This is a genomic window from Lapillicoccus sp. (assembly GCF_046595215.1).
Lineage (GTDB): Bacteria > Actinomycetota > Actinomycetes > Actinomycetales > Dermatophilaceae > Lapillicoccus.
Map to the genome: position 1 here is coordinate 1 of NZ_JBKJPP010000152.1, position 19,092 is coordinate 19,092.

At 68.8% G+C, this 19,092-nt stretch carries 18 protein-coding genes; 12 read left to right on the forward strand and 6 right to left on the reverse strand.

The genetic code is table 11. The features are described 5' to 3' along the window. The 5 genes from ACLL9L_RS13415 to ndk form a co-directional block, all read left to right on the forward strand. Positions 1-2,146: class I tRNA ligase family protein (locus tag ACLL9L_RS13415; protein WP_411285162.1), on the forward strand; the 2,146-nt coding region annotated here is incomplete at its 5' end. Further along, positions 2,146-2,634: a GNAT family N-acetyltransferase gene (locus ACLL9L_RS13420; RefSeq protein WP_411285163.1), complete on the forward strand. Its 489-nt coding sequence runs from the start codon at positions 2,146-2,148 to the stop codon at positions 2,632-2,634. The genes ACLL9L_RS13415 and ACLL9L_RS13420, both read left to right, overlap by 1 nt. Continuing rightward, the gene (locus ACLL9L_RS13425; RefSeq protein WP_411285164.1) at positions 2,631-4,019 is read left to right on the forward strand and encodes a bifunctional folylpolyglutamate synthase/dihydrofolate synthase; all 1,389 of its coding nucleotides are present in this window, start codon (positions 2,631-2,633) and stop codon (positions 4,017-4,019) included. Before ACLL9L_RS13420 ends, ACLL9L_RS13425 begins: the two co-directional genes overlap by 4 nt. A 70-nt stretch (positions 4,020-4,089) precedes the next feature. Further along, complete coding sequence (locus tag ACLL9L_RS13430) at positions 4,090-4,512, forward strand: DUF4233 domain-containing protein (RefSeq protein ID WP_411285165.1); 423 nt, start codon at positions 4,090-4,092, stop codon at positions 4,510-4,512. A gap of 10 nt (positions 4,513-4,522) precedes the next feature. Next, a complete protein-coding gene (gene ndk / locus ACLL9L_RS13435; RefSeq protein ID WP_411285166.1) occupies positions 4,523-4,951 on the forward strand; it encodes a nucleoside-diphosphate kinase in 429 nt (142 codons plus the stop codon). 487 nt (positions 4,952-5,438) lie between these two features. Here the strand turns inward: ndk and rfbB are convergent, their stop codons facing one another. Together rfbB and ACLL9L_RS13445 are read right to left on the reverse strand one after the other, a co-directional pair. After that, positions 5,439-6,434 (reverse strand): dTDP-glucose 4,6-dehydratase, encoded by a 996-nt coding sequence (rfbB, locus tag ACLL9L_RS13440; RefSeq protein ID WP_411285167.1) that lies wholly within the window; start codon positions 6,432-6,434, stop codon positions 5,439-5,441. Further along, positions 6,431-7,213: a GntR family transcriptional regulator gene (locus ACLL9L_RS13445; RefSeq protein ID WP_411285168.1), complete on the reverse strand. Its 783-nt coding sequence runs from the start codon at positions 7,211-7,213 to the stop codon at positions 6,431-6,433. The genes rfbB and ACLL9L_RS13445 overlap by 4 nt, the downstream gene beginning before the upstream one ends. An 87-nt stretch (positions 7,214-7,300) precedes the next feature. Between ACLL9L_RS13445 and ACLL9L_RS13450 the strand changes: the two genes are divergently transcribed. Together ACLL9L_RS13450 and ACLL9L_RS13455 are read left to right on the forward strand one after the other, a co-directional pair. Beyond that, entirely contained in the window at positions 7,301-7,594 is a 294-nt protein-coding gene (locus tag ACLL9L_RS13450; RefSeq protein ID WP_411285169.1) for a hypothetical protein, read from the forward strand. A 54-nt stretch (positions 7,595-7,648) separates the two neighbouring features. Continuing rightward, positions 7,649-8,344 (forward strand): Pr6Pr family membrane protein, encoded by a 696-nt coding sequence (locus ACLL9L_RS13455; protein ID WP_411285170.1) that lies wholly within the window; start codon positions 7,649-7,651, stop codon positions 8,342-8,344. 77 nt (positions 8,345-8,421) lie between these two features. On the opposite strand, the gene mctP is transcribed toward ACLL9L_RS13455, so the two are convergent. Beyond that, positions 8,422-10,071, reverse strand: a complete 1,650-nt coding sequence (gene mctP / locus ACLL9L_RS13460; protein ID WP_411285171.1) for a monocarboxylate uptake permease MctP — start codon at positions 10,069-10,071, stop codon at positions 8,422-8,424. After that, positions 10,068-10,373, reverse strand: a complete 306-nt coding sequence (locus tag ACLL9L_RS13465) for a DUF3311 domain-containing protein (RefSeq protein ID WP_411285172.1) — start codon at positions 10,371-10,373, stop codon at positions 10,068-10,070. The genes mctP and ACLL9L_RS13465 overlap by 4 nt, the downstream gene beginning before the upstream one ends. A gap of 173 nt (positions 10,374-10,546) precedes the next feature. Here ACLL9L_RS13465 and lpdA point away from each other — a divergent pair, with 173 nt between their 5' ends. Further along, on the forward strand, positions 10,547-11,947 hold the full coding sequence (lpdA, locus tag ACLL9L_RS13470) for a dihydrolipoyl dehydrogenase (protein ID WP_411285173.1): 1,401 nt from the start codon (positions 10,547-10,549) through the stop codon (positions 11,945-11,947). Positions 11,948-12,236: 289 nt separating this feature from the next. On the opposite strand, the gene ACLL9L_RS13475 is transcribed toward lpdA, so the two are convergent. Next, positions 12,237-13,037 (reverse strand): alpha/beta fold hydrolase, encoded by an 801-nt coding sequence (locus ACLL9L_RS13475; protein WP_411285174.1) that lies wholly within the window; start codon positions 13,035-13,037, stop codon positions 12,237-12,239. 148 nt (positions 13,038-13,185) lie between these two features. On the opposite strand from ACLL9L_RS13475, the gene rpsO reads away from it, so the two are divergent. The 4 genes from rpsO (at position 13,186) to ACLL9L_RS13495 (ending at position 18,495) form a co-directional block, all read left to right on the forward strand. Next, the gene (gene rpsO, locus ACLL9L_RS13480; RefSeq protein ID WP_411285175.1) at positions 13,186-13,455 is read left to right on the forward strand and encodes a 30S ribosomal protein S15; all 270 of its coding nucleotides are present in this window, start codon (positions 13,186-13,188) and stop codon (positions 13,453-13,455) included. 152 nt (positions 13,456-13,607) lie between these two features. Further along, positions 13,608-15,887, forward strand: coding sequence for a polyribonucleotide nucleotidyltransferase (locus ACLL9L_RS13485; protein WP_411285176.1), 2,280 nt, complete (start codon positions 13,608-13,610; stop codon positions 15,885-15,887). Then, positions 15,884-17,272, forward strand: coding sequence for a M16 family metallopeptidase (locus tag ACLL9L_RS13490; protein ID WP_411285177.1), 1,389 nt, complete (start codon positions 15,884-15,886; stop codon positions 17,270-17,272). Before ACLL9L_RS13485 ends, ACLL9L_RS13490 begins: the two co-directional genes overlap by 4 nt. Positions 17,273-17,847: 575 nt before the next feature. Beyond that, positions 17,848-18,495: a hypothetical protein gene (locus tag ACLL9L_RS13495; protein WP_411285178.1), complete on the forward strand. Its 648-nt coding sequence runs from the start codon at positions 17,848-17,850 to the stop codon at positions 18,493-18,495. A 122-nt stretch (positions 18,496-18,617) separates the two neighbouring features. Here ACLL9L_RS13495 and ACLL9L_RS13500 read toward each other — a convergent pair. Next, a partial coding sequence (locus tag ACLL9L_RS13500; RefSeq protein WP_411285179.1) for a class I SAM-dependent methyltransferase occupies positions 18,618-19,092 on the reverse strand: 475 nt, incomplete at its 5' end.

A 19,092-nucleotide genomic window follows, 5' to 3' on the forward strand; every position in this document is an offset into this window, starting at 1 on the left:
CGCGCCGGTGAGCGACTACGAGGGCATGCACGTCTTCGACGCCAACGCGCACATCATCGAACACCTGAGGGCCCGCACGCAGGGTGACGACACGGCCGACACTGCCGGCTCGACCACCGTGGGTACGGTGCTGCTGCGCCGCGAGACCTACGACCACTCCTACCCGCACTGCTGGCGCTGCCGGCAGCCGCTGATCTACATGGCCGTCTCCAGCTGGTTCGTCGAGGTGACGAAGATCAAGGACCGGATGCTCGAGCTCAACCAGGACATCCGGTGGACCCCGTCGCACATCAAGGACGGCCAGTTCGGCAAGTGGCTGGGCAACGCCCGGGACTGGTCCATCAGCCGGAACCGCTTCTGGGGCAGCCCGATCCCGGTGTGGAGGTCGGATAACCCGCAATTCCCCCGCACTGACGTCTACGGCTCCCTGGCGGACCTCGAGCGGGACTTCGGCGTCACCGTCACCGACCTGCACCGGCCGTTCGTCGACCGGCTGACCCGGCCGAACCCTGACGACCCGTCGGGCCGCTCGACGATGCGGCGCGTCGAGGAGGTCCTCGACGTCTGGTTCGACTCCGGCTCGATGTCGTTCGCCCAGGTGCACTACCCCTTCGAGAACGCCGAGTGGTTCGAGCACCACTTCCCGGGCGACTTCATCGTCGAGTACATCGGCCAGACCCGAGGCTGGTTCTACACGCTGCACGTCCTCGCGACTGCGCTCTTCGACCGCCCGGCCTTCTCGTCCTGCGTCAGCCATGGCATCGTCCTCGGCTCCGACGGCCAGAAGATGAGCAAGTCACTGCGTAACTACCCCGACGTGCGCGAGGTGTTCGACCGCGACGGCGCCGACGCGATGCGCTGGTTCCTCATGTCGAGCCCGATCCTGCGCGGAGGCAACCTCGTCGTCACGGAGCAGGGCATCCGCGACGGGGTGCGGCAGGTGATGATCCCGCTGTGGAACGCGTGGTCCTTCTTCTGCCTCTACGCGAACGCCGCCGACGCCGGTCAGGGCTACGACGCGCGGTGGTCGACCGCGTCGACCGACGTCCTCGACCGCTACCTGCTCGCCAAGCTGCGGCACTTCGTCGAGACGACCCAGGAGCAGCTCGACGCCTATGAGATCGCTGGTGCCTGTGACAGCCTGCGCAGCTTCCTCGACGCGTTGACGAACTGGTACATCCGTCGCTCCCGCGGCCGGTTCTGGGGTGGGGAGGACGCCTCTGCCCGAGCCGCGTTCGACACCCTCCACACCACCCTGGAGGTCGTCTGCCGGACCGTGGCGCCGCTGCTGCCGCTCACGACCGAGGAGATCTGGCGCGGCCTGACCGGAGGCCGCTCGGTCCACCTCACCGACTGGCCCACGGCCCACGACCTCCCGAAGGACGAGGCCCTCGTCGCGTCGATGGACCTCGCCCGGGAGATCTGCTCGGCGGCGTCGTCCCTGCGCAAGGCGGGCGGTCTGCGGGCGCGCCTGCCCCTGCAGCAGCTGACCGTCGTCACCGACGACCCGGCCGCGCTCGAGGACTTCGAGCCGGTGATCACCGACGAGGTCAACGTCCGCAGCATCCGCTGGGTCGATGTCGAATCCGCGAAGGGGTCGGACTTTGGCGTCTCGCGCCGGCTGACGGTCAACGCGCGTGCCGCGGGCCCGCGCCTGGGCCGGGACGTCCAGACGGCCATCAGGGGCTCCAAGAGCGGCGACTGGTCCGTTGCGGAAGACGGCACCGTGACCTCCGGGGGGTTGTCGCTGCAGGCGGGGGAGTTCACACTCGAGACCGTGGTGGACCAGGGCGCCAACGACGGCGAGCGCGCGGTCGCGATGCTGCCGCGCGGCGGCTTCGTGGTCCTCGACACCACCGTCTCGCCAGAGCTGGCGCAGGAGGGCCTGGCCAACGACGTCATCCGGGCCGTCCAGCAGGCCCGTCGCGACGCGGGGCTGCACGTCAGCGACCGCATCTCCCTCACGGTCACGGGCTCGGACGCGGTGTGGCAGGCCACCGTCGCGCACCAGCAGACGATCATGTCCCAGACCCTCGCCGCGCAGTTCGGGTCGGCCGGAGCCGAGCACGCCCTCGCGGAAGACCTGGGGGTCGGGGCCATCGTCGGTGACGGCGAGACAATCCGCATCCTCGTGAAGAAGCTCTGATGGCCACCGTTATCCGTGAGGCCACCAGCGACGACCTCGGCGCGGTCGTGGCGGTGGGACACCGCACCTGGCCCGCGACCTACGAGCCCATCGCCGGGGCGGACTACGTCGCGATGGGGCTGGCCAAGTGGTGGACCCCGGACGCGACGATCCCGGCCATCCGCGCGGGTCGCGTCACCGTGGCCGAGGTCGACGGAGAGATCGTGGGCATGGCCGCGGTTGGACCGAGTGACGGCCACCTCGTGATCTGGAAGCTCTACGTGGTGCCTGAGTGCCAGGGGCGCGGTCTGGGCAGGCAGCTGGTCGACGCCGTACTCGCCCGGGCGCGGGAGTCCTACGACGACATCCGGCTGGCCTGTCTCGTGGGCAATGACGGCGCCGCCGCGTTCTACCGGTCGCAGGGCTTTGTCGAGCTCGAGCGCGAGACCGGCGGACACGGCATACCGGACTCCGTGTGGATGGCTCGAGAGCTGGGAGCAGAGTCGTGAGTGGTCGTCCGGACGCGTCACAGGTGGAGGCAGGCCGCCGGCTCGGGGTGGAGAAGCGGCTGCGGCAGGTGGAGATGGAGATCCTCGGTCGGGTCCCGGAGAGCGAGATCGACCCGTCGCTGGAGTCGGTGCGCGAGGTCATGGAGCTGCTCGGTGACCCACAGCGGACCTTCCCCGTCATCCATGTCACCGGCACGAACGGCAAGACGTCGACGACGAGGATGGTCGAGACGCTGTTGCGCGAGATGGGCCTGACGACAGGGCGCTTCACGTCGCCGCACCTGCACTCCTTCCGGGAGCGGATCGCGATCGGTGGTGAGTCGATCTCTGCAGAGCGGCTCATCGAGATCTACGACCAGGTGCTGCCCGTCGTCGAGATCGTCGACGCCCGATCTGTCGCCGCCGGTGGCTCGAGGCTGAACTTCTTCATGATGTCGGTCGTCCTGGCGTATGCCGCCTTCGCCGACGCCCCCGTCGACGTGGCCGTCGTCGAGGTCGGCTTGGGCGGCACCTGGGACGCGACCAACGTCGCCGACGGGCAGGTCGCCGTGGTCACCCCGGTCGCCATCGACCACACGAGGCTGCTCGGTTCAACGGTCGAGGAGATCGCCACGGAGAAGTCGGGCATCATCAAGGCGTCCGCGATCGCCGTGTCATCGATCCAGGATGCCGACGTCGCCTCGATCCTCGCGGACCGCGCTCAGGAGGTCGGGGCCCGGATCGTGTTCGAGGCCAACGACTTCGGGGTCACCGCCCGGGAGGTTGCCGTCGGCGGCCAGCTGTTGTCGTTCCGTGGCCTCGGTGGGGACTACGCGGAGGTGTTCCTCCCGCTGCACGGTGAGCACCAGGCCAGCAACGCCGCGACGGCCCTCGCCGCGGTGGAGGCCTTCGTCGGCGGGGGCGAGCAGCGACTCGATCCGGGCGTGGTCCGGGAGGGCTTCGCCAAGGTCACCTCGCCTGGCCGGCTCGAGGTCGTCCGTCGCTCGCCGACGGTGCTCGTGGACGCCGCCCACAACCCTGCCGGGATGCAGGCGCTGCGGGCCGCCCTCGACGACTCGTTCGCCTTCACCCGGCTGGTGGGGGTCGTGGCCATCTTCGAGGACAAGGAGCCGGCCACGATGCTCGAGATCCTCGAGCCGGCTCTGGAGCACGTCGTCGTCACCCGCAACAGCTCGCCGCGCTCGATCTCGCCGCGCCGGCTCGGACTCATCGCCGCGGAGATCTTCGGCGAGGACCGCGTCACCGTCGTCGACGACCTCCCCGACGCCCTCGAGCAGGCCGTCACCATCGCGGAGACGGACGGTCTCGGAGGCGGGGTGCTCGTCACCGGGTCGATCGTCACCGCGGCCGATGCCCGGATGCTCCTGGGGTCGACGCAGACCTGACGGGGGGGGCGGCTGGCTCGGCCGGTGCACGGCATACCGTGGTGCTCATGAGGGCCGGGAGCGAGTGCGCATGAGGGGACTCGTCTTCTACGGCGCCACGGGCAAGTTCACCTGGCGGATGGCCGCGACGGTGCTCGGCGGGCAGTCGCTGGCCGTCTTCTTCGGCGCGCTCGTCGCCCGGGGGATCGCGCAGTCGACGGGCAATCCGTCGTCGGGCCTCTACCTCTGGGTCGGCTCGGCCCTCGCGGTCTCCTGCATCCTCGGCGCGGGCCTCATGCGTCGTCCCTACGGGGTGACGCTCGGGTGGCTCATCCAGCTCGCGACCTTCCTCAGCGCCGTCGTCGTGCCCGCGATGCTGCTCGTCGGTGTCATGTTCGCAGCGCTGTGGGTGACCTGTCTGGTCCAGGGCCACCGCATCGACACCCTGCAGGCGAAATGGGCTGCCGAGCGGGACAGCGCCGAGAAGGACAGCGAGGCCGGCGCCAGCCCATAGGGTGGGGCGGGTGACGACGCAGACGGAACGCTCCCTGGTCCTGGTCAAGCCCGACGGCTTCGAGCGCGGCCTCACCGGTGAGGTGCTCGGCCGGATCGAGACGAAGGGCTACGTCCTGGTGGCCCTCGACATCTTCACCCCCGACCGCGACCGGCTGGCCGAGCACTACGCCGAGCACGAGGGCAAGCCGTTCTACGCGCCCCTCGTCGACTTCATGTCCTCCGGACCGGTGACGGCCGTCGTCATCGAGGGTCAGCGCTGCATCGAGGGCTTCCGGGCCCTCGCGGGGGCGACCGACCCGACGGCCGCCCTGCCCGGCACGATCCGAGGTGACCTCGGCCGCGACTGGGGTCAGCAGGTTCAGGCCAACATCGTCCACGGCTCGGACTCACCGGAGTCGGCGGCGCGCGAGATCGGCATCTGGTTCCCGGACCTGTGACGTCCCCGCCGGCGGGGCCGGGCCAGGTCGCAGGGTGCTTCTCGTGCGACCAGGAAGGTCTCCCCGACCTGCCGCCGCGGAAGCGAGCCTGGGTCAGCAGTCACTGGCGGGTGGCACACGCCTTCGACTCGGGACTGCCCGGCTGACTCGTCGCGCTGCCACGTCGGCACGTGACGGCGATCGCAGAGCTCGGTCCGGCTGTGGCCGCAGAGCTGGGGCCCCTGCTGGCCGACCTGAGCCGAGCCCTTGGCGTCGTCACGGGATGCGTCAAGACCTACGTCCTGCAGCTGGCCGAGGCCGAGGGGTTCTCGCACGTGCACTTCCACGTCGTGCCGCGTGCCGCCAGGTGCCCGACGACATCCGGGGTCCGCGGGTCTTCTCGATGCTCGGGCGTCCGGTCGGGGAGCGGGTGGCCGACGACGAGCAGGACCGCCTCGCCCTGCCGCTTTCCGCCGAGCTCGTCACCAGGGGACTTCCCGGGGAGGTGTCAGCGCCCGAGGCGCTGGTAGGTCTTCTCGGTCTCGGCCCTGGACGTGCTCCACCAGTCGGTGTTGTCCGTGTACCACGCGATCGTCTGCGCCAGCCCGGCCCGGATGTCTTGGTACTGCGGGGTCCAGCCAGTCTCGGCGCGCAGCTTGCCCGAGTCGATGGCATAGCGCATGTCGTGCCCCGGCCGGTCGTTCACGTGCTCGAACCAGTCGGCCGGCTTGCCCATCAGCTCGAGGATGAGGGCGATGATCTCCCGGTTGTTCTGCTCGCCGTCGGCACCGATGAGATAGGTCTCGCCCAGTCGGCCCTGCTCGACGATCGCGACGACGGCGTCATTGTGGTCGTCGACGTGGATCCAGTCGCGGACGTTGGCGCCGGCGCCGTAGAGCTTGGGCATGACGCCCTCGAGGATGCCGGTGACCTGACGGGGGATGAACTTCTCGACGTGCTGGCGTGGGCCGTAGTTGTTCGAGCAGTTCGACAGCGTCGCCTTGAGGCCGAAGGAGCGGACCCAGGCGCGGACGAGCAGGTCGGCGCTCGCCTTCGAGGCGGAGTAGGGGCTGGACGGGTTGACCGGCGTCGACTCGGTGAACCGGTGGGGGTCGTCCAGCTCGAGGTCGCCGTAGACCTCGTCCGTCGAGATGTGATGAATTCGCTTGTCGTGCTTGCGAACTGCCTCGAGCAGGCGGTAGGTTCCGATGATGTTGGCCTCCATGAAGGGCCACGGGTTGTCGAGGCTGTTGTCGTTGTGCGATTCCGCCGCGAAGTGGACGACGAGGTCGGTGTCCGCGACGAGCCGGTCGACGAGGGCCTCGTCCGCGACCGATCCCTCGACGAAGGTGAGGTCGTCCTCGACGGCGGCGAGCGAGTCCCTGTTGCCGGCATAGGTGAGGGCGTCGAGGACGGTGAGCTCCCAGTCGGGCCGGGTCTGGCGGGTGCGCAGGACGAAGTTGGATCCGATGAACCCGGCTCCGCCGGTGACGAGGACCTTCATGCAGACTTCTCCTTGGTCGCGGCCACGGTGCGCAGGCCGGGGGACTCGGACGCGGCGGTCGCCGGACCCGAGTTGAACTCGACCTCGAGCGCGAAGCGCTGGGCCAGATAGCGGTGGTCCGACAACGCCAGGGGTATGCCGTGCTCATCGATCGCGACGCGGCGCACCAGCAGCAGCGGGTCACCGACGGCGATGCCGAGCAGGGCGGCGTCACTGTCACTGGCCAGCCCGGCGGTGACGGTCTGGCGGACGGTCGCGATCCGGTGACCGTGCCGGCCCAGGGTCTGCCAGATGCCGGGCGTCGTGGCGGCGTCCCGGCTGATCGGCCCGGCGAGCGTCGCGGGGACCCATTCGCGCACGACATCGAGGCCGTGACCATCGACGGTGCGCACCGAGCGGGAGTGCAAGAGGTCGTCGCCCTCGCCGACAGCCAGCGCACCGGCGAGAGACAGGGGAGCCGCACGGAAGCCGAAGTCGACGATGCGGCGCTCGATCGTCTTGCCGGCGTCGGTCACGGCCGACGTGGCATGCCGGAAGGTCCCCAGCGCCAGCCGCTGGTGGAACGCCGAGCCAGTGACGAACCACCCGGCCCCGTGCCGCGACCCGACCAGCCCTTCGTCGCGAAGCAGCTCGAGGGCGCGCCGCACGGTGGGTCGCGACACGGCATACCGGGCGCAGAGCTGCGCCTCGGAGTCCATCGCGCCGACGGCGCCGAACTCGCCGAGCGCGATGCGCTCGCGCAGGTCGTGGGCGATGGTGGCGAACCGCGAACTTGTCATTGACTTGTAAGATACATGACGTACGCCGGGCCGTCACCCCGGGCCGTCGCCTCGGGCGTCCACAGCCCTCGTGACACGATGGCGGACATGCCGGTCTGGGTGTTCCTCCTCGCTGCGAGCGTGGCCTTCGTGTGGGTTGGCGCGATGCTCCTGTCGAAGCTCAACCCCGATGACCCGATCCCGCTCCTCGGCGCTCCGCCGGTGGTCCCGGCCTCGTTCATCTTCATCCTCGGCGGAGGGGTCGCCCTCGGCTGGCTGGCGGGCTCGTTCGCGAGCGAGGGGGTCCTCGGGCCATGGGGATATCTTGTCGGCGCCCTGGGCGTCCTCGTCCCCTGGGTCGTCGTCCGCGGCCAGCACAACCGGCACCTGACCCGCATCTGACGACGCGTCCGCGGGGCTGCGCCACCGGGTCCACCCCAAGCCTTACCGTGAACCATGACTGCGACCTCGGGGACCACCACCCCTCATGTCGGTGCGGCCCGGTCCTGGCACCTCGTCACCGCCCTCATCAGCTTCCTGTCCCTCCTCGTGCAGTTCGTCCTCATCGTCAGGGGGGTCAACGTCCTGGTCGATGACGCGACGGGACGGCCGGCGGCTGACGTCGCGACGCGGGTGCTGAGGTTCTTCAGCTACTTCACCGTGCAGAGCAACGTGCTCGTCATCGTCACGGAGACCATGCTCGCCCTGGACCCGGAGCGGGACGGCCGCTGGTTCCGGGTGCTGCGGATCGCCGGGCTGATCGGCATCACCGTGACGTTCATCGTCTACCTTGTCGCGCTGCGGCCGATCCTCGACCTCAGTGGGCTGGCCGCGGTGACGGACGTCGGGTTCCACGTCGCCACCCCGATCCTCGCCGTCGCCGGGTGGGTCCTCTTCGGCCCCAGGCCGCGCTTCGAGCGCCGGACGCTGCTCCTGTCGCTCAGCTGGCCCGGCCTCTACTTCGTCTACTCCCTCATCCACGGGGGGATCACCGACTGGTACCCCTACCCGTTCGTCGACGTCACGAAGATCGGCTATGGCTCGACGCTGCTCAACACCGGTGTCGTCCTCGTCCTGCTGCTGGCCATCGGGTCGGTGTTCGTCTGGCTCGATGGCCGGCTGCGCCGCACCTCGGCCCCCCAGCGACCCTGACTTCACGCCTTGCGTCCGGCACGTCGGTGGCAAGGGCCACCGAGGTGCCGGACGCAAGGCGTGGCACGTCAGCCCGGTCAGGGACTCGGGGTCGACTCCGCCGGCGTCGCGGCCATCGGCGTGACCCGGGGGTCGCCCTCGTCCGCGAAGTAGTCGGCGGGGATCGTCTGGTCGGTGCCCTCCGGAGCCTTGACCGCGCGCAGGACGAGCGTCATCACGAGCGCCACGACGACGTTGAGGGCGAAGGCGGTCAGGGCGATGTAGCCCAGCTGACCCCAGCCCTCGACAGCCGCGAGCGACCCGCCGAAGTGCTCGGTCGTCGCGCTCGAGACCCCGTAGGCCTTGACCGTGCCGTAGACGATGCCGACGGCCCAGCCGGCGAGCAGTGCCCACCGGTGGAACCAGCGGGTGTAGAGGCTGAACACGATCGACGGGAACGTCTGGAGGATCCAGATGCCGCCGAGGAGCTGGAGGTTGATCGCGTTCTGCTTGTCCATGGTCAGGACGAAGATCAGGGCGAACGCCTTGACCACCAGCGAGGCGAGCTTGGAGACCTGCGCCTCCTGCTTGGGCGTCGCGTCGGGCTTGATCCACTCGCGGTAGATGTTGCGGGTGAACGTGTTGGCCGCGGCGATCGACATGATGGCCGCCGGGACGAGCGCACCGATCGCGATCGCGGCGAAGGCCACGCCGGCGAACCACGCGGGGAAGGAGTCCTCGAACAGCTGCGGGATGACCAGCTGGGGGTTGGCCTTGCCGTCGAGCCCGATCGGCTTGGTGCCGGCCGCGATCGCGACCCAGCCGAGGAGGGCCAGCAGGCCGAGGACGAAGCTGTATGCCGGCAGGATCGCGGCGTTGCGCCGGATCGTGTTGCGGCTCCTGGCCGACAGCGTCGCCGTGATCGAGTGCGGATACATGAACAGCGCCATCGCCGACCCGAGGGCGAGCGAGGCGTAGGACCAGTACTGCGCCGGGCTGGGGATGAAGGCGCCGGGGACCTTCCCCGTCGTGGGGTTCGGCGTCGTCATCTTCTTTTCGGCCGCGTTGAAGATGTTCTCCCAACCGCCGAACTTCGACGGGAGATAGATCACCGCGACGATGATGACGAGGTAGATGAGGATGTCCTTGACGAAGGCGATCAGCGCCGGGGCCCGCAGCCCCGAGGTGTAGGTGTAGAGGGCCAGCACGAGGAAGGCCACGAACAGGGGCAGGTCCGCGGCCAGCACGTTGCCCGACCCGCCGACGCCCGCGACCTCGAGGACGGCCTGGATGCCGACGAGCTGCAGCGCGATGTAGGGCATCGTCGCGACGAACCCGGTGATGGCGATGGCCAGCGAGAGGCTGCGCGACCCATGGCGACCGGAGACGAAGTCGGTCGGCGTGACGTAGCCGTGCCGGTGACTGACCGACCACAGCCGCGACATGAAGATGAAGATGATCGGGTAGAGGATGATCGTGTAGGGCACGGCGAAGAAACCGCTGACGGCCCCCGCTCCGAACATCGCCGCCGGCACCGCGACGAACGTGTATGCCGTGTAGAGGTCACCTCCCAGGAGGAACCACGTCACCCAGGTGCCGAAGCTGCGGCCGCCGAGGCCCCACTCGTCGAGGCTTTCCATGCTCGTCGGGCGACGCCACCGCGAGGCCATGAACCCCATCACGGCGACGATGGCGAACAGGACGATGAGGACGGTGAGGGCGACACCGTTCACCCCGGTGGTGTTCATCGCTCGTCCTGCTCAGTGAGGAACTCGGAGCCGTCCTTGTTCATCGGGCGGTGCGGACGCGCCTTGAGGACGATCCGGTAGGCGGCGTAGGTCGCCGCGGAGCAGAGGAAGACCCAGAGGAACTGGTACCAGATGAAGAAGGGGAAGCCGGCGACGACCGGGTCCTTCCTCGCATAGGAACCGACCCACATCAGGGCGATCACGGGCAGGGCGAGGAGGACGCCAGCCACAGCCAGCAGGCCCTTGTCGGCCGGTGGCGCCTCGTGGTGGTGTCGTCCGCCGGGTTCGGCGACCTTGGACATGGTTGACCTCCGCAGGCTCGGGCCGCGTCGGGGTGCGGCCGTCCGCTCGGGAACGTACTCCCCATCCCCGGGCAACGGTGGGAGATGTCGCAGACTATTCCGACCTGTGACCTGCTGAGCCTGAGCCTGAGCCCCAGCCCTGCGCCGGGCGTGGCGCCCCATAGGGTGTCGGCATGGCTGATTTCGATCTCGTGGTGCTCGGCGCCGGTCCCGGTGGATACGTCGCGGCGATCCGCGCGGCCCAGCTGGGCAAGACGGTTGCCGTCATCGAGGACAAGTACTGGGGAGGGGTGTGCCTCAACGTCGGCTGCATCCCGAGCAAGGCCCTGCTGCGCAATGCGGAGATCTCGCACATCATCACCCACGAGAAGAAGGTCTTCGGCATCGAGGGCGACGCGACGATGTCCTTCGGCCCGACGCACGCCCGGAGCCGGGCCGTGGCCGACGCCAGCGCCAAGGGCGTGCACTATCTGATGAAGAAGAACAAGATCACCGAGTTCGACGGCTGGGGGACCATCACCGGCACGACGTCGGTCGACGTCACGGGCCACGACGGCGCGCCAGTGAGATCAGTGACCTTCGACAACCTCATTGTCGCCACCGGTGCCACGACCCGGCTCATCCCGGGCACCTCGCTCTCGGAGCGGGTCGTGACCTATGAGGAGCAGATCCTCACCGACGAGCTCCCCGCCTCGATCATCATCGCCGGCTCCGGCGCCATCGGCGTCGAGTTCGCCTACATCCTCAAGAACTTCGGGGTCGACGTGACGATCGTCGAGTTCCTCGACCGGATGGTGCCAACCGAGGACCCCGACGTCTCCAAGGAGCTGTTCAAGCAGTACAAGAAGCTCGGCGTGACCGTGCTGCTGTCCACCAGGGTCGACAAGATCGACGACTCCGGTGAGCGGGTGAAGGTCACCGTCAGCCCGGCTGCCGGAGGTGACCCGCAGGTCCTGGAGGCCGACAAGGTCATGCAGGCGATCGGCTTCGCCCCCCGCACCGAGGGCTTCGGCCTCGACACGATCGGGGTGAAGCTCACGGATCGCGGCGCGATCGAGGTCGACGCTCGCGGCCGCACCAACGTCGACGGCGTCTACGCGATCGGCGACGTGACCGGCAAGCTGATGCTGGCCCACACCGCCGAGGCGATGGGGGTCGTGGCCGCGGAGACGATCGCCGACGCGGAGACGGTCGAGATCAACTTCGACATGATCCCGCGGGCGACGTTCTGCCAGCCGCAGATCGCCTCCTTCGGCTACACCGAGGAGCAGGCCAGGGAGAAGGGCTACGACGTCAAGACGGCGAGCTTCCCCTTCTCCGCCAACGGCAAGGCCCGCGGGATGGCCGAGGGCGTCGGCTTCGTCAAGATCGTCGCGGACTCCGCGCACAACGAGATCCTCGGCGCCCACCTCATCGGCCCCGAGGTGACCGAGCTGCTGCCCGCGCTCACGCTGGCCCAGCAGTGGGACCTCACCGCGGACGAGGTGGCACGCAACATCTTCGCCCACCCGACGCTCAGCGAGGCGATGAAGGAAGCGATCGAGGGCATCGCCGGCCACATGATCAACCTGTAGCCGGCTCGGCCCGGTCCCTTCCCCGATGTCGCGGGTCGGGACGACGCAGCCCGCCATGCTCGGCAGGTGACCTGCGCGCGGTGCCGAGCACCCGGCATACGCTGAGGCACGATCAACGCGGTTCACGCGCTCATCCACTCCGACGACCCGGCGGCCGCGAGGGCCTTCCTCCGGACGTCCCCACGTGGCCGTTCGTCGCCGACGAGGCCCGCCCGACACTCAGCGCGGCGATAAGGGAAGCGATCGAAGGCATCAACCTCTGAGCGATCGACCTCCGAGCGGACTGGGATCAGCCGGTGCGCTCCAGAATGAGCTTGACGGTCTCGCTCGGCTGGTCCCAGAAGGGGAAGTGCCCGCAGCGCTCGAACCAGTGCAGCTCGGCGTCCGGGAACAGGGCCATCGCCCGTGCGGCCTGCCGGGGGAGGGTGACGCGGTCCTGTCGGCCCCAGCCGATGGTGACCCGTCCGGGTGGCGTGCCCTGCGGGGCACCCTTCTGGAGCGGCCCGTTGACCAGTGCGCCGAACGCGTCATAGAGGGACGTCGCCTTGGCGAAGCTGCGCATCTCGCCGAGGGCGACGTCCTTCGTCAACAACAAGGGCGCGGCGGAGAACTGGGAGAGCAGCACGGTCCGTCCCACGGGGCTGCCCATGAGCTGGGGCATCAGGCCCTGCAGCCGAAGGACCAGGGGCAGGGAGGCGCGCAGGGAGAGGTGGAAGAGGCGCAGCTCGGACGGGCTCCAGAACCCTCCGGGATCCAGGGCCACCGTGCTGCCGCCGATCCCGCGCCGCGCGAGCTCGAGCACCATCCGGGCGCCCATCGAGCTCCCGACGGTGTCCACGTCCTGCAGCCTCTCGGCCTGCAGGTAGGCGGCCACCGCGTCGGTCAGCCTCTCGATCGTCACCTCCCCCTCCAGGGGCGCGCTGTCACCGAAGCCCGGGAGGTCGATCGCGATGACCTCGCGCGACCGGGCGAGGTCATCCAGGATGGGTCTCCAGGACGCCCAGCTGGCGCCGAGGCCGTGGACGAGGAGCAGCGGTTTCCCGCTGCCGAGACGGGCCGCGTTGAGGGTGCCGGGACTGGTCGGTGTCATCCCGCCACCGTATGCGCGAGGATTTGGGCCGGGCGACACGCCGCTGGTACCCTCAAGACTGCCGTATGACGGCCGCGGACCGAGAGCGCCCAGGTGGATCTGCCCTGGTGCACCGCGCAACCGAGAATGACAAGGAGTCGGATCACCCATGCCTTTGGAGTCAGACGTCAAGCAGAGCATCATGACCGAGTACGCCACCGTCGACGGTGACACCGGTTCCCCCGAGGTCCAGATCGCGATGCTCACGCAGCGCATCAAGGACCTCACCGAGCACTCGCGGGCCCACAAGCACGACCACCACAGCCGGCGCGGCCTGCTGCTCCTGGTCGGTCGCCGCAAGCGGATGCTGCGCTACCTCGAGTCGACCGACATCGAGCGTTACCGCTCGTTGATCAAACGGCTCGGCCTGCGCCGATAGTTTTCGTCCGACAGGGCGGCCCTCGCCGGAATGACGCGAAGGCCGCCCTTTCGCATGAACGGCGCCACCCCGGCGCCACCCCAGAAAGAGGCATCGGACAACGACGATCCTGGTGCCAGAGATTGACTGAGAAAAAGAAATGGAGGGCCCACATGGAGGGTCCAGAGATCACCTTCGCCGAAGCCGTCATCGACAACGGCTCGTTCGGCACCCGCACCGTCCGGTTCGAGACCGGCCGCCTGGCCAAGCAGGCCAACGGCGCCGTCACGGCATACCTGCTCGGAGATTCGGCCGACGACGCAACAGTGCTCCTCAGCACCACCGCCGCGGGCAAGACGCCCAAGGACCAGTTCGACTTCTTCCCGCTCACCGTGGACGTCGAAGAGCGCATGTATGCCATCGGCAAGATCCCCGGGTCGTTCTTCCGTCGTGAGGGCCGCCCCTCGACTGAGGCGATCCTCACCTGCCGGCTCATCGACCGTCCGCTGCGCCCGACCTTCAAGAAGGGTCTGCGCAACGAGGTCCAGATCGTCATCTCGGTGTTCGCGCTGAACCCCGACCACCAGTACGACGTGCTGGCGATCAACGCCGCGTCGGCGTCGACGCAGATCTCGGGCCTGCCCTTCACCGGCCCCATCGGCGGCGTGCGGGTGGCGCTCATCGACGGCCAGTGGGTCGCCTTCCCGAACTTCTCCGACGTCGAGAAGTCGGTGTTCGACATGGTCGTCGCCGGCCGGGTCGTCACGGGCAAGGACGGGAGCGAGGACGTGGCGATCATGATGGTCGAGGCCGAGGCCACCGACAACACCTGGGACCTCGTCACGAACCAGGGAGTCGGTGCCCCGACCGAGGAGATCGTCGCCGAGGGTCTCGAGGCGTCCAAGAAGTTCATCGCCGCGCTGTGCAAGGCCCAGTCCGAGCTCGCCGCCGCCGCGGCCAAGCCGGTCGAGGACTTCCCCGTCTTCCTCGACTACGAGGACGACGCGTATGCCGCGGTCGAGAAGGCCACCATGGCCGACCTCGAGCAGGCGCTGCAGATCGCCGGCAAGACCGAGCGTGAGGACCGCCTCGACGAGCTCAAGGCCTCCATGAAGGCGTCCCTCGGTGGCGACTTCCCGGGCCGCGAGAAGGAGCTCTCCGCTGCCTTCCGGTCGGTGCAGAAGAAGCTCATCCGTCAGCGCATCCTCACCGACGGCGTCCGCATCGACGGTCGTGGGCTGCGTGACATCCGCGCGCTGTCCGCCGAGGTCGAGGTGCTTCCCCGCGTCCACGGGTCGGCGATCTTCGAGCGCGGCGAGACCCAGATCATGGGCGTCACCACGCTGAACATGCTCAAGATGGAGCAGCAGCTCGACACGTTGTCGCCGGTGAAGCGCAAGCGCTACATGCACAACTACAACTTCCCGCCCTACAGCACCGGTGAGACGGGGCGCGTCGGGTCGCCGAAGCGTCGCGAGGTCGGCCACGGTGCGCTCGCCGAGCGTGCGCTGATGCCGGTCCTGCCGTCGCGTGAGGAGTTCCCCTACGCGATCCGCCAGGTCTCGGAGGCCCTCAGCTCCAACGGCTCCACGTCGATGGGCTCGGTCTGCGCCTCGACCCTCTCGCTGCTCAACGCCGGGGTGCCGCTGCGCGCCGCGGTCGCCGGCATCGCCATGGGCCTGGTCTCGGACGAGGTCGACGGCGAGACGCGGTATGCCGCGCTGACCGACATCCTCGGTGCCGAGGACGCCTTCGGCGACATGGACTTCAAGGTCGCCGGCACCCGGGAGTTCGTGACTGCTCTGCAGCTCGACACCAAGCTCGACGGCATACCGGCAGAGATCCTTGCTGCCGCGCTGACGCAGGCACGTGATGCCCGACTGGCCATCCTCGACGTCATGGCGGAGGCCATTGATGCTCCCGAGGAGATGTCGATCCACGCCCCGCGGATCATCACGATCAAGGTCCCCGTGGACAAGATCGGTGAGGTCATCGGGCCGAAGGGCAAGATCATCAACCAGATCCAGGACGACACGGGCGCGACCCTGTCGATCGAGGACGACGGCACGGTCTACATCGGCGCGACCAACGGTGAGGCTGCCCAGGCTGCCAAGGACGCCGTCAACGCGATCGCCAACCCGACCATGCCCGAGGTCGGCGAGCGCTACCTCGGCACGGTCGTCAAGACGACCAACTTCGGTGCGTTCATCTCGCTGATGCCCGGCAAGGACGGACTGCTGCACATCAGCAAGCTCCGATCGCTGGCCGGCGGCAAGCGCGGCGATGCGGTCGAGGACGTCCTGTCCGTCGGTCAGAAGATCCAGGTCGCGATCGGCGAGATCGACGACCGCGGCAAGCTGTCGCTGGTCCCGGTCGTCGAGGAAGGCGCCGACGAGGCTGCCGACGCCGAGGCCGAGGTCAACGAGCTCGTCGAGTCGACTGACGCCGAGTGACCAAGCTCCACACGCACGGATCGACCGGCCAGCAGAGCTCCTCTGCTGGCCGGTCGGCCGTTCCCCAGAAGATCAGCGCCGGCCAGAAGATCGGCACCACCCGGACGGTGCACACCGTCAAGGATGCCGACGGCCAGGTGACATCCCGGGTGCGGCGTACCCTCCTGCCCGGCGGGCTGCGCGTCGTCACCGAGCAGATGGCCGGTGCCCGCTCCGCGAGCATCGGTGTGTGGGTCAACGTCGGTTCGCGCGACGAGACCCCCGCCCTGCACGGTTGCTCGCACTTCCTCGAGCACCTGCTCTTCAAGGGCACCCGCGAGCGCTCCGCGCTCGACATCTCGGTGGCCCTGGACGCGGTCGGTGGCGAGTTCAACGCCTTCACCGCGAAGGAGTACACCTGCTTCCACGCGCGCGTCCTCGACGAGGACCTGCCGCTCGCGGTCGACGTGCTCGGCGACATGATCACCAACTCGCTGATCACCGGCGACGACGTCGAGGCCGAGCGTGACGTGATCCTCGACGAGATCGCGATGCACGACGACGACCCCGACGATGTCGTCCACAACCTCTTCGCCCACCAGGCGTTCGGCGACTCGCCGCTGGGTCGCCCGATCGCCGGGACCGTCGACTCGATCACGACCATGACGCGCGAGCAGGTGGTGCGCTTCTACAAGCGCCACTACCGCGCCGACAACATCGTGGTGTCCGTCGCCGGCAACCTCGACCACGCCAAGGTCGTTCGCGACGTACGCCGCGCCTTCGGCCACCAAGGGTTCCTGGACGGTCCGTCCGTGCCGGTCGAGCCCCGCAACACCACCAGGGCTCGCGCCGTCTCGCCGGGGGAGTCGCACACGACCCGCCCCTTCGAGCAGGTCAACGTCGTGCTCGGGATGAAGGGGCTGACCCGGACCGACGAGCGCCGCTACGCGCTCGGCATCCTCAACACGGCCCTGGGTGGCGGCACCTCGTCACGGCTCTTCCAGGAGGTCCGTGAGCACCGTGGGCTGGCCTACTCCGTCTACTCCTTCGCGTCGCACCACGCCGACGCAGGTCTGGTCGGAGTCTCGGTCGGTTGCCTGCCCGGCAAGCTCGACGACGTACTCGCGACCGTCCGTGCCGAGCTGGCCAAGGTCGCCGCCGACGGCATCACCGCCGAGGAGCTCGAGCGGGGCAAGGGCCAGCTCCGCGGCGGGCTCGTGCTCGGCCTCGAGGACTCCGGGTCGCGGATGTCGCGGCTCGGGAAGGCGGAGCTCGTCTACGACGAGTTCCTCTCCACCGACGACGTGATCGGGCGGATCAACGCGGTCACGCTCGACGAGGTCCGCTCCGTCGCCTCCGCGCTCTTCGCGCAGCCGGAGATCCTGGCGATCGTCGGGCCCGCCTGACGTCATCGCGGTTCTCGTCCCTCAACTGGCGGCGCGCGACATGTAAATCGGCCAGATCCATGTCGGCGCCCGCCAGTTGACTGGCGGGTGATCTGACCTCACGGAGTCAGATGTCGTACGCCGCCAGTTGAGCCGGCACCCGGGACGTGACCCGCGCACCCCGAACCGTCCACAGGCGGGTCGGCGAGGAGCTCGTCCACAGCGCTCTGATCGCCACCCGGGTCAGGGTCGGTGCGGCCGCGCACGGTGGCGACATGACCGATCTCGCAACCGATGCCGTCCGTGGGTGCCCTCGCCGAGTCTGCTTCCAGCCCGTGACGCGAGGCATCCATCGCCGTCGGCTCGATGGTGGCGAGTCCGAGGACGAGTGGCTCGCTGATCTGGCCGGCTGGCAACTGCTGTTGACCAACCATGGCTGCTTCACTGCGCTCACTGCGGCCAGGATCCGTGGCTGGATGCTGCCGCCACTCCCGGATGACACGCCCGTCTTGGTCGCGATGCAGCTGGATGACCCACGGCCTCTGAGAGCCGGCATCCGGACCAGCAGGCATCCCAGCCCCATTCCCCACGAGGACGTGGCAGGTCTCAGGTGCGCCACCCCTGCAGAGACGGTTCTCGCCTGCGCGAGGTGGCTGGCGTTCCTCGACCTGGTTGTCCTGATCGACAGTGCGCTCCATGCCGGTGACGTGACCCTCGAAGAGCTGGAGGCAGTCTGCACACCTCATCGAAGAGGGCGGCGGCCCCTGCTGGCTGCAATTCCGTTGGCCGACGGCCGCGCCGAATCGCCGTGGGAGACCCTGCTCCGTCTGCTGCATCTCGTCGTCGGCGTCCAGGTGGAGCCCCAGGTCGAGATCTGGGGCAAGGACGGCGAGTTCATCGCCCGCGTCGACGTGCAGGTGACGGGCACGACGTCGCTGCACGAGTTCGACGGCGGACACCACCGCGATCCGGAGCAGCACCGTGACGACCTCAGGCGAGAGCGACGCCTTGATGCCGAGGGCTACGTCCGCCGTGGTTACACGGCCTCGGACGTCGTTCAGCGACCCCTCGGCGTACTCCGCGATGCCGATCGCGCGGTGGGGCGAGTCCACGATCCGACGCGGATCCGCCCGTGGTTGGCGATGCTGCGGGCCTCGCTCTACACGCCGGCCGGCAGAGCCGCATTCTTGAAGCGCGTCACGATCCGCCCGTCAACTGGCGGGAAACGACATTCAAATCGGTGACACACATGTCGGCCGCCGCCAGTTGCTGCGCGCGCCCGAGTGGATGTGTCGGCCGCCGCCAGTTGTTCGACCCTCGCGAGCTCGCGTCGATCAGCAGGTCAGCAGGTCAGCAGGTCAGCAGGTCAGCGGCGCCCGATGATCCCGATCACCGCGGGGGCCTTCTGCTCGACGACCGAGACCCGGAAGCCACCTCGCAGGAGGGCCTCGGAGGTCTTCTTGACGATGTTCGGGACGAGCTCGGGGCGCCCGGCCTCGTAGAAGAAGTAGACCGCTCCGCCGGGGACGACACGCTCGTGCAACAGCGCGATCTCGTCGTCGCAGCGGCGCACCCAGAAGAGGTTCACGTTGAACGCGAACACCTTGTTGAGGCGCTTCACCGGGACGCGCAGCGTGGCGAGGTCGATCTGGCGGACGACGAGTCGTCCCGCGTCGACGTACTTCTGGTTGCGGCGCTTCGTCCGGTCCACGCCCGACTCGGAACGGTCGATCGCGAACAGCTTGCCGGACTCGAGCTTGCCGCAGATCAGCTCCGCACCAGCGCCCGGTCCGCACCCGATTTCGAGGACCTGATCACTGGGCTGGACATCCATGAGCTCC

Coding starts and splice junctions, on each gene's coding strand:
- ACLL9L_RS13420 (WP_411285163.1), top strand. CDS start 2,146: ATGGCCACCGTTATCCGTGAGGCCACCAGCGACGACCTCGGCGCGGTC.
- ACLL9L_RS13430 (WP_411285165.1), top strand. CDS start 4,090: ATGAGGGGACTCGTCTTCTACGGCGCCACGGGCAAGTTCACCTGGCGG.
- rfbB (WP_411285167.1), bottom strand. CDS start 6,434: ATGAAGGTCCTCGTCACCGGCGGAGCCGGGTTCATCGGATCCAACTTC.
- ACLL9L_RS13445 (WP_411285168.1), bottom strand. CDS start 7,213: ATGACAAGTTCGCGGTTCGCCACCATCGCCCACGACCTGCGCGAGCGC.
- ACLL9L_RS13450 (WP_411285169.1), top strand. CDS start 7,301: ATGCCGGTCTGGGTGTTCCTCCTCGCTGCGAGCGTGGCCTTCGTGTGG.
- ACLL9L_RS13455 (WP_411285170.1), top strand. CDS start 7,649: ATGACTGCGACCTCGGGGACCACCACCCCTCATGTCGGTGCGGCCCGG.
- mctP (WP_411285171.1), bottom strand. CDS start 10,071: ATGAACACCACCGGGGTGAACGGTGTCGCCCTCACCGTCCTCATCGTC.
- ACLL9L_RS13465 (WP_411285172.1), bottom strand. CDS start 10,373: ATGTCCAAGGTCGCCGAACCCGGCGGACGACACCACCACGAGGCGCCA.
- lpdA (WP_411285173.1), top strand. CDS start 10,547: ATGGCTGATTTCGATCTCGTGGTGCTCGGCGCCGGTCCCGGTGGATAC.
- ACLL9L_RS13475 (WP_411285174.1), bottom strand. CDS start 13,037: ATGACACCGACCAGTCCCGGCACCCTCAACGCGGCCCGTCTCGGCAGC.
- rpsO (WP_411285175.1), top strand. CDS start 13,186: ATGCCTTTGGAGTCAGACGTCAAGCAGAGCATCATGACCGAGTACGCC.
- ACLL9L_RS13485 (WP_411285176.1), top strand. CDS start 13,608: ATGGAGGGTCCAGAGATCACCTTCGCCGAAGCCGTCATCGACAACGGC.